This is a genomic window from Blastopirellula retiformator (assembly GCF_007859755.1).
Classification (GTDB): Bacteria; Planctomycetota; Planctomycetia; order Pirellulales; family Pirellulaceae; genus Blastopirellula; species Blastopirellula retiformator.
This window is the reverse complement of the sequence record NZ_SJPF01000001.1, coordinates 304591-318518: the sequence shown is the minus strand read 5'-3', so window position 1 is coordinate 318518 and position 13928 is coordinate 304591. Positions and strand designations below refer to the sequence as shown.

The following is a 13928-nucleotide window of genomic DNA, read 5'->3' as shown; positions in this document are numbered from 1 at the left end:
CCTAGTCTTCTTGTTTGGCCATCAGCTTTTCCAGGTACTTGGCGACCAGCGTCGCGTCATCCTTGGCCACCAGGTGATCGATCTGGGCCTTGGGGACCTTCAGCTTTTCGAGATGGCCGATGACCCGCTTCCAAACGGTCGCCCGCTTTTTGCCTTCGGCCAGATAGAGCTCCGTGATGTTCTCTTGCAACTTCTGGATCGCGATCGAGTCCCGGTTCTCGTAGTAGTTGCGGATGATGTTTTGTTGGTGCTTGGAGAAGTTCTGAGACATGGTTTGGTCTCTCCGAGAATCAAAGGCGAAGACGTACGAACCCAACAATCGTGGCAAACGAAAAAGGGGATGTAAAGGGTGACTAGCACTCCTCATGCTAGCGGATCTGGCTCGGCGATGGGGAGATTTTCGGCATAGGCGGCAAAGTCTCGCACTCGACGGTAGCCATCAGCCCGCAGCGAAAGCAAAATTCCGCACCACAGCGTCGCCGGTAACCCGACCAGGACCATCAAAACCAAGCTATTTGTTGGGTAAAACGTCCACCCCGCGAAACAGCCCGCAGCCAAACAGCCGTAGCCGGTCAGGATCACCGCGACAGGCGAAAACCCACGCCTGGCCGGCGCCAGGGCAACCCGGGTGAACAACTGCAGCACCCCCACGAAGACGACGCTAACGGGTACTGACTCGGTGACCTTGTGAAACGCAATCAGCCCGCCTACCGACGCCAATAAATAGAAGTAATCAAATCGGCTCATCGCCAGGGAACGCCCCGAACGCGGATCCGGCTCTTCGTTCCCGCGCCGCTCAATCCGCCAATAACGTCGACGATTCCAATAGGCCAACGTGGCCGAAACGCACGCCAAGGAAAGCAAGAAAACGCCGAGGTGCTTCGCCAGCTGTTTCGCCATCGCCGGATCCTGCAAGCCGAGACTGCGGTAGGCGAACGCGACGACGATCGCGTGCGTAAGGAATAGCAAAACAACGATCCCCAGCAAACGCTTCGGCGCCATCGCCAACAAATAGCTGCCGATTGCAATCGCGGCGCCGGTGACGGGAATGCAGGTCTGCCACACGAAGCCGAGCGAACGAAGCGACAGAGTCGCAATCAACGCCGCCATCGCCACGCCGTAGATGGCGGCGAACGCCATCGCTTTCCAGGGGACCGCCCCTGATTTCTCGGCGCTAGTCACAGTCGTCGCGCCGTCGCTAAGTTCGTCCATCGCAGGGGCCTCCGCTTTGATACCGCTACTAGTGTACGCAAACCTCGCTCAATTCACCTAACATTGGTTATGCCGATCCGGGCAATTTGTGCTACAACCAAGGGACTCGCACCGCGAAGAGGTGGGCATGAACGACGAAGCGAAATTCGCCTTATTGAGGGATCCGGCCGCACGGTTCTCGGTTCAAGATGTGGCGGCGATCCTGGCTCCTTACTCCGGCGCCATTCCGGCCGAGTTCCTCCAGACGCTGCATCGCCGCCCTGGCGTGTTGCTGCGCGACCTGTCCGAGAAAGACGCGCTCGACGCCGCCGCCGCTCTTTCGCGGGCCGACATCGCCATTCAGGTTGTCGCCGAGAAAGACCTGGTCCAGGTCCCGGCTCCGCCCCGCTATCCGCTGAAAAGCGCCATCCTGGAAGAAGACGCGTTTGTGGTCGACGTACCAAGGTGGACGGGGCGCATTCCCTGGGAGAAGTTCTTTCTGCTCGACCTTGTGCCCGAGTTCAACCGCAAGACCGGGTCAACGCAGCAAGACCCGCACGAGTCGCAGCTGTTCGCCGAGACGAACGCCGATGCGGCCGCCACCACCCGGGCGGCGCGGACGTCAATCACCATCTATCTAGAGCTCCTCTGCCGCGATCCGCTGATCCGGATGCGGATTGACCGCAACGCATTCGCGTTTCGCAAAGCCGGCATTCCGATCGTCCCCAGTCGCGAGGCGAACTTTCGCACCCTGGTCGAGACGCTCCAGCGGCGGTGCACCAGCGCCGTCGTCGGCCCCGGCATGATGCAGTTGCTCAAAGGGATGAACTCGACCAAAGAATCGAACTATGATCGAGCCCGGTTCGAGAACCTAGCTCAGTGGCTGCTGACGATCGAGGGCGTCGCCCCCTAGCTGCCTGTTGAAAAATGCCCTCGTGGCATTTTCCAACCTCGCCAGGCTCAGAGCATCGCTCTTCGCGGCTCGCAAAATAACGACTTACGTCGCTATTTTGGGATCGCATCCCTGCGATCCAGCAGCACGTTGAGAAAATCAACGGACTGCTAGTGATCCGTCGGCGAAATCGTTGGAATCGGATTGACGGGAAGGTTATCCTGGAAGACTCTCCGCACAGCCCGTGCCCGATCCTTCAGCCAAGACGAGCGACGCGATGGCCAGCGACGAAACGTACATCGTTCCCGAAATCAATCCCTTCGCCTCGCCGACGGCCGACGCAGCCGTGGTCGATGAGAGCGGCTATCGCATTCAGGGGAACAAGCTCGAAGTGCGGACTCCGGTCAAACTGCCGCCGATCTGCATCCATTGCGGCGACGACGCTCATCCCGGCCGCAGCTTCGCCCGGACAATCTACTACACGCCGCCTTGGATTTTCCTGCTGCTGCTGGCAGGCCCCATCTTTGTGGTGATTGGGTCGATGCTGGTCCGCAAGCCGGTCAAGATCGACTACGCCCTCTGCCCGGGCTGCAATGGCCGCCGCAAGCAAAAGATCGCCTTCGTGTCGCTCGTCTGGCTGGCGCTGCTTGGCTGCCTTGTCGGAGCGATCGCTTGGGAAAGCGCGGTGCTGGGGGGCGTTTGCTTTCTGTTGTTTCTGACCGGGATCGTTGGTCTGATTCTGTGCGGCGAGCACTTTAAAGCGACCCGTCATACCGATGGCGTCTTTCAGCTGTCGGGCGCCAAAGCGTCATTCTTAGAGCACCCCATCGTCCATCGCAATTCGTTGGATTACGTCGATGCGCTCTAGCGCATGCTGGCGCCAAAAGCTGGTTGATGATCAACCAATTCGGGGAGTTCGACCGCCAAGTCCGCGTCGCGGTTGCGGGAAACCCGCACACCAGCTTCACGGGTCTCCGCAATTCCCCGCTTTTGGAGGCCTTCCGGGGGCAAGACATTCTAGGTTTCGTATAGCCACGCTCGATACATCGTGTAACGTTGCGGGCAACCCGAACTTCCGCCTGGCGGCAAAACGACCTTGGACAGACGCGTACTCCTTGTTGAGGATAATCCACTCGACCAAAACTTGGCAACGACGGTGTTACGCAAATGCGGATACAGCGTCGACTACGTCGGGGATGGCCTGGAAGCGATTGGGCGGGTCGCTGCCGGGAACGAATACGACCTGATCCTGATCGACTACGAGCTACCGACGATCAACGGTTTTGAGACGACCGAGCGGCTGCGATCGCTGGGTTACTGGAAGCCGATCATCGCGGTCAGCGCCGGGTCGGAGGCGGAACTGATCGGCCCCTGGCGAGAAGCGGGCTGCAGCGACTTTTTAGGAAAGCCCTACCTACCAAGACAACTTCGCGAGATCGTCAAGCAGGCGCTGTTGCGGCGCCCGAACCGACGGCCGTCAAAAACGGCCTACGAACTCGCACTCCAAAGCACTTAATCGTCCTTGGGGCAGACTTGGACGATTAAAGTTACGCAGGCGACTGGGGCGTCGCCTGCGTTTTTTTATTTCTTGGTGGCGCCCGCGTCAGGGAAAGGTCCGCCACCGCGACACCGGCCAATAGCGGGCCAGGACGCGGCCAATAACGTCGCTGGTGGTCGCTCGCCGTTGGTACATCCGCGAATCGGCGGCCGAACTGCTGAAGTCTCCGAGCAAGACCAGTTCGTCCGCACCCAAGTCCCACGCATCCCGAAAGGAGTCGCGAATATAGGGGCGATCGCTCATCTCGTTGGCGGTACGATAATAGACGTCGCGAAGAACCTCGATCTCGTCGATTCGCCATCCAGCGCTCGCTTGCCAAGTCACTTGACGCTTAAAATGGTCCAGCTCCCAGTCGGCCGGGATCTCTTCGACCAGGGGCAGATCCAACAAAACCGTTTCCTCGCAGAACCCATACAATCGCCCATCGCGCATCACCAGGCTGAGGCGATCCCCAGGCTCGACCGCGGGCCCTGCTGACGTTTCGGAACCGGTCTTCTCTTCGTCCGACATGGTAGACGTCACCTCCAGCTTCCCCTCGTTGGTCAGCCGCCAAACGACGTTTCGCCCATAGTAGTCGACCGCGACTTCCAGCGGCTCGCCACCAATCTCCTCGACCGAAAAATCAATTCGCAAATCGGCGACCGAGCGAGGAATCGTCGCCAATACGCTTTCCGAAAATGCGGACGGCATGTACGACCAACGATCCCCAACGACGCCGCGCATGGTCAAGGTCGAATCGTCATCGTTAATCGTCCAGCCCTTCTCTTTCCACACGCCCCCTTCGCTGGCCGACGTCTGCAGCCAACTATCCATTTCTTCCGCGGGAAGATCACGATCGACCAAGTAAACCGGAAACCACAGCTCGTCATGCTGCGTATCGGGTTTCGCCAGCAACGCGTCGTTGACCCAAACTTCGCCCGCTCGGATCGAGACCTGCTCGCCGGGAAGTCCAATCAGGCGAAACACGTAATTGCCCGACGGATCGTTCGGATTGCGATGCACCACCAGATCCCAGCGCCTCGGCGGCAAGCCCCACTTTCCGACCAGCATCCGATCGGCCGCAACGTGCGGCAATTCCATCTGGCCGGGGGCGAGCACGGCCGCGTTGCCTTCGCAGGGACATAGTACGACCACTTCGCCGCCGCCGCCAACGACCTGCTGAACGTCACGCTCGGCAATCGCGGTTTCGGAGCCGTCGTCACAGTCCAACACGTAGCGGCCAGGATACAACGTTGGCGCCATCGAGCTGGATGAAACGACAAATGCCTCCGCCAAATACGTGCGCATCGAATAGGCGGTCGTGAACGCCGGCAGAATCCCAATCGAGATGCCGATCAGCATCGCCGCGATCGCCCAGCCCATTTCGGTCGCCAAACGCCAGCGGATATAGTTGGCGACGATGATCGGTACCGTCAGCCACACCAACACGACCATCTTGACCGACACGCCGCCGGGCGAGTTGGCCTCGATCAGGTTTAGCGCCAGGCGAGCTGCAAACGACAAGACCAACGCCCCGAAGGCGACTTCGAGCGCAATCAACCACGAGCCTTTCTCAAGACGCAGCAAGGCGAACGCGGCCCGATACGAAAACACCTGGATGACGATCGTCGCCAGCAAGAGTGCGGCGACGAAAAGCAGCACGGTCAACACGAAGGCAGGCCTCAAGAATACGAGGGGACGACAATCCGGGAACCAGACAGCGAAATGCTATCAGGTTCCTGCCGCGATTGCATCCAAATTCCCTCGGCCTTTACTGCCTGTTGAAAAATGCCCTCGTGGCATTTTCCAACCTCGCCAGGCTCAGAGCATAGCTCTTCGCGGCTCGCAAAATAACGACTTACGTCGCTATTTTGGGATCGCATCCATGCGATCACGCAGTCCGTCGAGAAAATCAACGGACTGTTAACCGTCGACGTCTTTCAAGCCGAGACGCGACAGCCAATTCCCCTTGGCTTGCTTCTCGTCTCCCTTGGCGGTGGTTGGGGGCTTCAACTTGCTTAGCTTTTCCCGTTCCGCCTCGAGACGCGATAGCTTCTCTTCCAGCTCGGCTCGTTCGCGGGCAATCTTGGCCCGCTCGACCGAGATGTCGACTTCCGCTTTGCGCAGTTTGTCTTTCCACTGCGATTGCAGGTTCTTCAGATTGTCGCGTTCTTGTTTGACCAATTCGTCTTGGTCGAGCATCTCGGCGATCGCATGGGCGCCCATCGCCAAACCGCCGCCGCCCGACTGCTGCGCCTCTTCCAACTTCGCACGCAACTCGGACAGCTCTTCCTCTTTGACGCGGATCGCTTTGTCGGTGCTGGAGATCGCTTCTTCGATCTTCATCTTCTCGCGACGTTCGTCTTCGTCCAGATCGTCGTCGTAGTCCGCTTCCAGCTGGGCCAACATGCGGCGTTTGGTCGCTTCCCAATCCATGCCGTCGTCGTTGGCGGCCGTCGTTGCGCCGCCGGAGCCCGCCTTCTTCAGCTTCTCTTCCAGCTCCGAATTCTTGGCTTTCGCTTCCTTCAAGTCGTCCAGCGTCATTTGCAGACGACGTTGCAGACCATCGACCAATTCGGGATCGGCGCCGCCACCGCCCCCTTCCTGCAACTGCTGCTGCAGGTCGCTGATCTTTTCGAGCAGGTCGTCGCGTTCTTGCCGCAAGTCGCTCAGCTGGCCATCGCTCGCTTCGCCACCGCCTTCCGTCTGCAGCTGTTCGATTTGCTGCGACAGCTCGGTCGACTTTTCCTGTTCCGCTTCTAATTGGCGACGGAGCGAACCAACCTGTTCGCGGATCTGTTCCGAGTCGCCGCGGGCCTGGAAGAGCGCCACTTGCGATGCGTCGAGCTGGCTCTTGAGGTCTTCCTGAATTTCGGTCAGCTGACGCTGCAGGTCTTCGTTTTCGATCCGCAGCTTGTCGGCTTCATCGTTCAGCCCTGTTCGCTCGCTGTCCCGATTGTCCAATTGCTGACGCAGTTCGTCCCGTTCCGCCTCGATGGCGTGCAAGGTTTCCGCCAGTTGATCGTGGGCGAAAGTGTCGGACTGGGCGGCGGTCAGCTGCTCACTCAAAGCGGCCAGCTCGGCCTCTTTGGCCGCCAGCGTCTCTTGAGCTTGCTGCTGAGCCGTCGTCGCTGCGGCTTCTCGATCCCGCAGCGCGGCGAGTTGCGCGGCCAAGTCGCCTGCTTCCGCCGTTTTGTCGGCCAGCGACTTTTCGGCGGTCGCCAGTTTAGCGGAAAGATCGCCCGCCTGTTGCGCTTCAGCGGTCGACGCCGCACGTAAGGTTTCCAGCTCGGCTTTCAGCGACTCGGCATCGGCTTCCAATTGCGTGACGCGACTTTGCATCTCTTCCGCCTGACGGCGGTAATCGTCGCGCTGCGAGTTGGCGGCGGTCACCTCGGTGTTGAGGTTCGCCAGTTCGGCCTGCATCTGTTCGAGCAGACCCGCCAACTCGGTTTGTTTCGTCTCGGCTTGAGTCGCGGCGCCGCGAGCAATTTCCAGCTCGGACCGCAGCGAATTGCAGTCGGCCGTCAAACGATCACGCTGGGCCACATGAGCGTCGCGATCGCTACGGAGCCCGTCCGCCTCTTGATTGACGCGGGCCACTTCCTGCTCGACCTGCTGCAGCTTCGTCTGAAGGCCTTCGGAGCGGCTTTCGGCGTCGGCGCGAATGCGGCCGATTTCATGTTCGGACTGGTTCAGCTTGGCTTGCAGGTCATCGGCCCGGGCGTTGGCCTCGGCCAGCGACTTCTGCAGTTCGCCCGACTCGCCGCATTGCTCGGAAAATTGTTGCTGCCGCTGCTCCAGCGCTTGCTCGCGTTCGGTCAGTTGCGTCGCCAGTTCGCTCAGCTGCTGTTGGCGATTCTGCTGCTCTTGTTCGCGACGTCGGCATTCGGCCTGCCAATCGGCTTGCTCTTTCTGGAATGCCGCCACCGAGGCGGAGAGGGCCGCAGAGTCGCTTTGCAGCTGTTGGGCCGATTGCGAAACCTCGCCCTGTTCGTTGGCGAGCGTCTGTTCTTTCAGCTGCAATCCATCGGTGACCGACTTCAATTGCTGAAGAATTCGGCTCTCGATCTGCTCCAGAGACTGGCGACGTTCGGACAAGACCGATCTCGCACGTTCATGCTGGCGACCAATGGCAGTCGCCAGGTCTTCCAGGGGAGAGCTACGTACTTGGGGATTTCCGTCTTCCATGATTCCACGACAGGACTGGGGTGACTCGGCGCTTCGGCCCAGGAAGCGACCGCCTCGAGTCTCAATGCGCAAATTCGTCTACGCTTCTATAGGTTAGGTCGTCATTCGCCGGCGTGCGGTTTCGAGACTGATGATTTCCGGCAACAACGGCCTTCCGCAGGCGCAGCAAAACGGCGTCGCGCAAGGGCGACGCCGTCACAATCGCTACAGGCGGACTTTCCGGTCAGCCGCTGCAGATGGATTAGCCATCGTAGCTTTCGGGCAGACTGCGGACGCCGATCGACAGCATCACCCAGTACCAGCCGCTGAAGATCAACTCGATCCCCAGGAACAAGCCAATGATGAAAACCGAGTTATCGGGCCAGCCTTTGTTGATCATCAAGCCCAAAATCACGCTGACGGCGCCAGAAAGCAACTGCCAGCCCCAGGCCGGAAAGCGAACCGACAAGGCCGCCACAATCCGGAACAGGCCGCCAACGATCAAAAAGGCGGCGATCAACAGCACGATCGCCTGCATCGCCTCGATCGGGGCGTCGATCATCAGCATACCGGTCACGACGTAAAAGATACCGAGCAGCATCGAGAGCAGCATCCCGCTCCAACGACCCGCCCAGAACGCACTGGCGATCTGCACGGCGCCGCCAACCACCAACAGCAAGCCAAAGAAGACGACCACCGCCAGCGAAGTGATGAAGCTGGCGCCCAAAGCGAACAGCCCCAGAACGATCAGACCGACGCCCAGCAGCAGAAACCACCACCATTCTTTGCGTAGCTCGTGCAGTTCGTGGCGAATTTCAGGCGGCAGATTTGGTACTTCGGACATGTGACGCGTACTCCCGGTAACAAATGAGGGGAAATTGTTTGACTGTCTCCTATAACCGTCACTTAGAATCTAGCCGCCGATTTGGCGCTTGGCGAAAAGTGCGTGTGAATTGCACGAAAAAAAAATCCTCGGCAGAGGCCGAGGATCTTCGGGTATTGACGATTGTACGAGCTGCGAAGAGCGATGCTCTGAGCCCGGCGAGGTTGGAAAATGCCACGATGGCATTTTTCAACAGGCAGTTAGCCGGCGATCGAAGCCTTCGCCGCTTCGACCACTTTCTCGGCCGTAATCCCGAAGTACGGGAACAGCTCGTTGGCCGGGGCGCTGGCGCCAAAGCTCTTCATGCCGACAAACTTGCCGCGGAAACCGAGGTAACGATCCCACGACTGGGCGACGCCCGCTTCGACCGCCACGCGAGCGGCGACGTCGCACGGCAGGACGCTCTTCTTGTAGTCGTCATCCTGCAACTCAAACAATTCGACGCACGGCATGCTCACCAGGCGGGCCTTCACGCCGTCGGCGGTCAGCGTTTCGTACGCTTCGACGGCCAGCGACAGTTCGCTGCCGGTCGCCATCAAAATCACTTCCGGCGTACCGCTGCAATCGGCCAGCACATAACCGCCGCGAGCCGCGCCAGTCGCACAGGCGTACTTTTCGCGATCGAGCGTCGGCAGGTTTTGACGGGTCAGAACCATGATCGACGGGCGATCGGTCAGCTCCATCGCCGCCTTGTACGACTGCGAAACTTCGTTCGCATCGCCCGGGCGGAAGATGGCGACGTTCGGGATCGCTCGCAGGGCGGCGAGGTGTTCGACCGGTTGGTGGGTCGGGCCATCTTCGCCGACGCCGATCGAGTCGTGCGTGAAGATGTACATGACCGGCAATTCCATGATCGCCGACAGACGCAGCGCCGGACGCAGGTAATCGCTGAAGACGAAAAAGGTCGACACGAACGGACGATAGCCCGACAGGCACAAGCCGTTGGCGATCGAGGCCATCGAATGTTCGCGAATGCCGAAGTGCATGTTGCGGCCGCTATGGTCGTCAGCCAGGAAGAAGCCGGCGCCCGGGAACTTCAAACCGGTTTTGGTCGACGGCTCAAGGTCGGCCGAACCGCCCAGCATGCTCGGCACGCTCTTGGCGATCGCGTTCAGGACCTTGCCGCCGGAAGCCCGCGAGGCGACGCCCTTGGCGTCGGTCTCGAACACCGGCAGCTCGGCGTCCCACTCGGTCGGCAGTTCGCCCGACATGATCTGCTTCCACTCGTTCGCTTCGGCCGGGAACGCCTTTTCGTAGGCGGCGAACTTCGCTTCCCAATCGGTGCGAGCCGACTCGCCGCGAGCGCCCATTGTTGCGGTGAAGTGATCGGTCGTTTCGGTCGGCACGACAAACTTGTCGTAGGTCCAGCCGTAAACTTCCTTGGTGGCGGCGATTTCGGCTTCGCCCAGCGGAGCGCCGTGAGCGCCGTGGGTGTTGGCCATCGTCGGCGCGCCCCAGGCGATGATGCTGCGGACGATGATCAAGGTCGGCTTGTCGGTGGTCGCCTTGAACGAATCGAAGGCGGCGTTGAGCAAACCCAGGTTGTTGGCGTCGTCCACTTTGACGACGTGCCAGCCCAGACCTTCAAACTTTTTGCCGACATCTTCGCTGAACGCCAGGTCGGTATCTCCTTCGATCGTGATGTGGTTGTCATCGTAGATCCAGCAGAGGTTCGACAGTTTCAGGTGACCGGCGACCGACGCGGCTTCGGTCGAGACCCCTTCCATCAGGTCGCCGTCGCTGCACAAGGCGTAGACGTCGTAACCAAAGACGTCATGACCTTCGCGGTTGTAGCGGGTTTTCTCAAACTCGGCGGCCATCGCCATGCCGACGCTGGTGGCGACGCCCTGGCCCAGCGGACCGGTGGTCGTCTCGATGCCGGTGACTTCGTAGCTTTCGGGGTGTCCGGCGCAAGGGCTGTGCAGCTGGCGGAAGTTCTTGATGTCATCGATCTTGACCGACAGTTCGTCGCTGCCGTCCGCCTTCTTCACGCCGGCCAGGTGCAGCAGCGAGTAGATCAGCATCGAAGCGTGACCGCACGACAAGACGAAGCGATCGCGACCCGCCCAACGAGGATAGTTGGGATCGTAACTAAGATGGTTCGACCACAACGTGTAGGCGACCGGCGCCAGGGCCATCGGCGTACCGGGGTGACCGCTATTGGCTGCTTGGACGGCGTCCATCGACAAAGTGCGGATGGCGTTGATCGTAAGCTGTTCGATGCTGGTCGTTGATACGGACATTCGGCTTCAATTCTCGCGTAACGGTAAAATAAGAAGCGACCGCCGGCAATCAATTGCGGCCGCAGCGGCGAGAGGAGCGCACAATCGCGCAGCTCTATCGCAAACCGGCCATTGTACCGAGCTTGAAAGCAAAGCGTCAACGACGCCGAACCCGCCAAAAGAAGGCTTTCTTTGGACCTTAATGGTCACGAAAACGGCTGATTATCGCCGCTTAAGGCCCACAAATGTTCAAATGCTCAGTTTGGCCAGATTTTCTTTACCACCAGGAACTACTGCTTTAGAATGCCTCATTCCGGTGCATCAACAGCGACGCATTTGATGGGGCGACCATGGCCAGCGACGGAAATACTTCGGGTGAGAATCCGAACTTCACCACGATCGGCGACATCGTCAATTTCTTGATCGGGCCGACCGACGAGTCGAAGAAGTACAGTCTCTTGCTCGAGTGGCCCCCAGACGCGTTTGCCGTTTCGATGCGACTGCTGCAAAACTCGGGCGCCTATCTCTTGGCGGCGCATGATTGGCCGTTTGAACAACCGGCAATAGCGCAAGGCTCGGGAGGAAGAGGAGCGAAGCAAAACGTTCAATGGGAGAAATGGGTCCGCGAAATCGCCATTGATTGGCTCAAGACGTATCAGAAAGACCCTGACAACGGAATCCTTGGTTCGTTCAACATTCGCAAGAATCGGAAACAACTGTCGCCGTTGAAGCAGATGACGGACGAATTGTACCTCTTCAATACCTGGCGACTGTCACGGCTTTACCGGCCGTTGCTAGAGTCCTTGAGCGGCTCCGATGACGAATATGGAATCATCGAATCGTACTTTCCCAGCATCAAGAGTGAAGAAAGCGGCAACGCTTCGTTCGTTCGCGATACTTTCTTGATGGTCCGCGAGTTCTTTAAACCGGAGAAAAATCTGAAGCTGTTGCGCGACGAGACCGTCGCCTTTCAACAGACGGCTGGAAACGACGAACGCGCGCTTCATGGTGATGATTTTGAAACGGCGAAGAAGGCGATGATTCGCTTCTCCTCCGCCCTCTCGAAACATGCCCGAGCGACCGACATCGGCGCAGGTTGGAAGAATCTGTTTAAGAATCTTAGGAACCCCAAGGTCGACTCTCACTTCCTCTGCATTAAGACCCTTCGCCTCTTTGAATGGGCGGTCGGATTTTACCTGACGCGAATCTTGCTGACCTTGGCTGCGATCGCCGACGAAGCGTGCCAAGACCTGGGGCTGAATATACCGGAAGCTCAAAAAAACAACGGGGAAGCTGGCGACCAATCGCGGCTCAATTTTTATTGGGATGTCGAAGAGTGGCTCTTCGCTCGTTCCCAAGAGGAACTCCCCTCCACGTTGTGCAAAAACATTCGCTCGAAACGAGGCATGGTCGTTCCCAAATTTAACACGCCCAAGTCAGGCATGACCATTCGTTCTCTCTCGCACAACTTGGCGTTGTTGCGCCCCGGCGAAGTTCACCCGTTGCTGACCTGCGACACCGCTCGCTCGCAGATGGCCGGCGAAACCGACTTCAATCTATCGCTATTGCTGGTCCCTTGGCCCGACCGCGTGCTACCTGTCAATTTCGAGCCTGTCCCCGAAGACGCTCAATTCCCAACTTCCTTTCGTCGGCCGAATCTGCGTCATTTTGAGTATCGTCCCCAGATTTTCACCGTCGATCATTTTCATCGCCTGACGAGAATGATGGCGGCCTGTCGCGAGCAGTGTGGGTCGATCGATGGAATCGTTTTTCCGGAGATGGCGATCGACGTGTCGCAAGACTATGAGCTGATGCACGAAATCATCGCGCCCCACAGCGACGACCGACCTCGGTTCGTGATCCGCGGATTGGTGAACGGAACCTCGGGAGGCTTCAGTGAAAATCTTGCTCGACTGACGTTGATCAAAGACTATCAGTTTGTCTGGGCTATGGATGAGGTCGATCAGCACAAGCATCACCGTTGGGTCTTGAGCCGTAGCCAGGTCGCCCAGTATGGCTTAGGACGCATGCTCGACATGAACCATGAATGGGAAGAGAACACGTTGATCCCGCGCCGCCGGATCAACTTCATTCGCTTGGCGCAAGGGATCACGATCGCCGTACTCATTTGCGAAGACCTGGCACAGTCCGACCCGATCGGCGACGTGATCCGCGCGGTCGGGCCCCACCTCTTGATCTGCCTGCTTGCCGACGGGCCGCAAATCGCCAGTCGTTGGGCGGCCCGCTATGCCCTTGGCTTTGCCGACGACCCCGGCTGCTCGGTCCTGACCTTCACCAGTCTGGGAATGGCCAACCTAAGCCAACCGATCAATGGCGAAAAACGACGTGACCGTGCGATCGCCCTCTGGAGATCGCCTAAAGATGGAACTCGCGAAGTCGAGCTTCCGGTTGACGCCTCGGGAACGCTGCTGAGCCTGAGCATCTTGAACGACCCGGGCCAGTATGATGCGTTTGGGCGAAGTCGTCGTGAGTCGACGATCTTCAATTCCGGCGGCAAGACGCTCGCGCTATCCGGAATTCATCACGTCCGCATTTAAGATACGCTCCCGTTTTCCCAGAAGCTAACAGTCCGTTGATTTTCTCGACGGACTGCGTGATCGCACGGATGCGATCCCAAAATAACGACGTAAGTCGTTATTTTGCGAGCCGCGAAGAGCTATGCTCTGAGCCTGGCGAGGTTGAAAAATGCCACGAGGGCATTTTTCAACAGGCAGCTAAGAGCAGGCGTTCTTCAAACTTTGCAGAATCTGCAACGCGACCTTGTTATTGCTCAATTCTCTGGCGTATTGCTCGTACTTGGCGGCGCGGCGAGAGTTTGGCATCCGCGAGTAGAGCGAGAGCAGCGACGCCGTCTTGCGATCTAACTTGGTGATCTTCTTGCCGGCATCTCGTCGTGGCAAAACTTCAACTGGCATTGCGATTGGCGCTTTCAAAAATCAAAGAAACGCCCCGCAGAATCTGGAGCGATGTCACTCAATCATAGCACTACAAAACGGCAAATATACCGTTAGT

At 58.8% G+C, this 13928-nt stretch carries 11 protein-coding genes; 4 read left to right on the top strand and 7 right to left on the bottom strand.

The features are described from left to right. Window position 1: 1 nt before the first annotated feature. On the bottom strand, window positions 2-271 hold the full coding sequence (locus Enr8_RS01335; protein ID WP_146428820.1) for a hypothetical protein: 270 nt from the start codon (window positions 269-271) through the stop codon (window positions 2-4). A 92-nt stretch (window positions 272-363) separates the two neighbouring features. Further along, a complete protein-coding gene (locus Enr8_RS01330) occupies window positions 364-1212 on the bottom strand; it encodes a hypothetical protein (protein ID WP_146428819.1) in 849 nt (282 codons plus the stop codon). Between the two features lie 127 nt (window positions 1213-1339). Here Enr8_RS01330 and Enr8_RS01325 point away from each other — a divergent pair, with 127 nt between their 5' ends. From Enr8_RS01325 to Enr8_RS01315, 3 genes are all read left to right on the top strand, one after another. After that, window positions 1340-2104, top strand: a complete 765-nt coding sequence (locus Enr8_RS01325; RefSeq protein ID WP_146428818.1) for a hypothetical protein — start codon at window positions 1340-1342, stop codon at window positions 2102-2104. A gap of 223 nt (window positions 2105-2327) precedes the next feature. Next, window positions 2328-2951 (top strand): hypothetical protein, encoded by a 624-nt coding sequence (locus Enr8_RS01320; RefSeq protein ID WP_146428817.1) that lies wholly within the window; start codon window positions 2328-2330, stop codon window positions 2949-2951. A 228-nt stretch (window positions 2952-3179) separates the two neighbouring features. After that, the gene (locus tag Enr8_RS01315; protein WP_146428816.1) at window positions 3180-3599 is read left to right on the top strand and encodes a response regulator; all 420 of its coding nucleotides are present in this window, start codon (window positions 3180-3182) and stop codon (window positions 3597-3599) included. An 87-nt stretch (window positions 3600-3686) separates the two neighbouring features. Here Enr8_RS01315 and Enr8_RS01310 read toward each other — a convergent pair whose 3' ends face one another. The 4 genes from Enr8_RS01310 to tkt all read right to left on the bottom strand — a co-directional run bounded on the left by Enr8_RS01310 (window position 3687) and on the right by tkt (window position 10916). After that, a complete protein-coding gene (locus Enr8_RS01310) occupies window positions 3687-5291 on the bottom strand; it encodes a S26 family signal peptidase (protein WP_146428815.1) in 1605 nt (534 codons plus the stop codon). A 252-nt stretch (window positions 5292-5543) separates the two neighbouring features. Then, on the bottom strand, window positions 5544-7721 hold the full coding sequence (locus tag Enr8_RS01305; RefSeq protein WP_146428814.1) for a coiled-coil domain-containing protein: 2178 nt from the start codon (window positions 7719-7721) through the stop codon (window positions 5544-5546). Between the two features lie 331 nt (window positions 7722-8052). Continuing rightward, on the bottom strand, window positions 8053-8634 hold the full coding sequence (locus Enr8_RS01300) for an HdeD family acid-resistance protein (protein WP_146428813.1): 582 nt from the start codon (window positions 8632-8634) through the stop codon (window positions 8053-8055). Window positions 8635-8873: 239 nt separating this feature from the next. Then, complete coding sequence (gene tkt, locus Enr8_RS01295) at window positions 8874-10916, bottom strand: transketolase (RefSeq protein ID WP_146428812.1); 2043 nt, start codon at window positions 10914-10916, stop codon at window positions 8874-8876. 329 nt (window positions 10917-11245) lie between these two features. Here tkt and Enr8_RS01290 point away from each other — a divergent pair, with 329 nt between their 5' ends. Continuing rightward, on the top strand, window positions 11246-13453 hold the full coding sequence (locus Enr8_RS01290; protein ID WP_146428811.1) for a hypothetical protein: 2208 nt from the start codon (window positions 11246-11248) through the stop codon (window positions 13451-13453). 177 nt (window positions 13454-13630) lie between these two features. Here Enr8_RS01290 and Enr8_RS01285 read toward each other — a convergent pair whose 3' ends face one another. Continuing rightward, window positions 13631-13831 (bottom strand): hypothetical protein, encoded by a 201-nt coding sequence (locus tag Enr8_RS01285; RefSeq protein ID WP_222434781.1) that lies wholly within the window; start codon window positions 13829-13831, stop codon window positions 13631-13633. Between the last annotated feature and the right edge of the window lie 97 nt (window positions 13832-13928).

What these genes read in the sequence shown, in the direction of transcription:
- Enr8_RS01325 (WP_146428818.1), top strand. Translation starts at nt 1,340, where the DNA reads ATGAACGACGAAGCGAAATTCGCCTTATTGAGGGATCCGGCCGCACGG.
- Enr8_RS01330 (WP_146428819.1), bottom strand. Translation starts at nt 1,212, where the DNA reads ATGGACGAACTTAGCGACGGCGCGACGACTGTGACTAGCGCCGAGAAA.
- Enr8_RS01290 (WP_146428811.1), top strand. Translation starts at nt 11,246, where the DNA reads ATGGCCAGCGACGGAAATACTTCGGGTGAGAATCCGAACTTCACCACG.
- Enr8_RS01285 (WP_222434781.1), bottom strand. Translation starts at nt 13,831, where the DNA reads ATGCCAGTTGAAGTTTTGCCACGACGAGATGCCGGCAAGAAGATCACC.
- tkt (WP_146428812.1), bottom strand. Translation starts at nt 10,916, where the DNA reads ATGTCCGTATCAACGACCAGCATCGAACAGCTTACGATCAACGCCATC.
- Enr8_RS01335 (WP_146428820.1), bottom strand. Translation starts at nt 271, where the DNA reads ATGTCTCAGAACTTCTCCAAGCACCAACAAAACATCATCCGCAACTAC.
- Enr8_RS01300 (WP_146428813.1), bottom strand. Translation starts at nt 8,634, where the DNA reads ATGTCCGAAGTACCAAATCTGCCGCCTGAAATTCGCCACGAACTGCAC.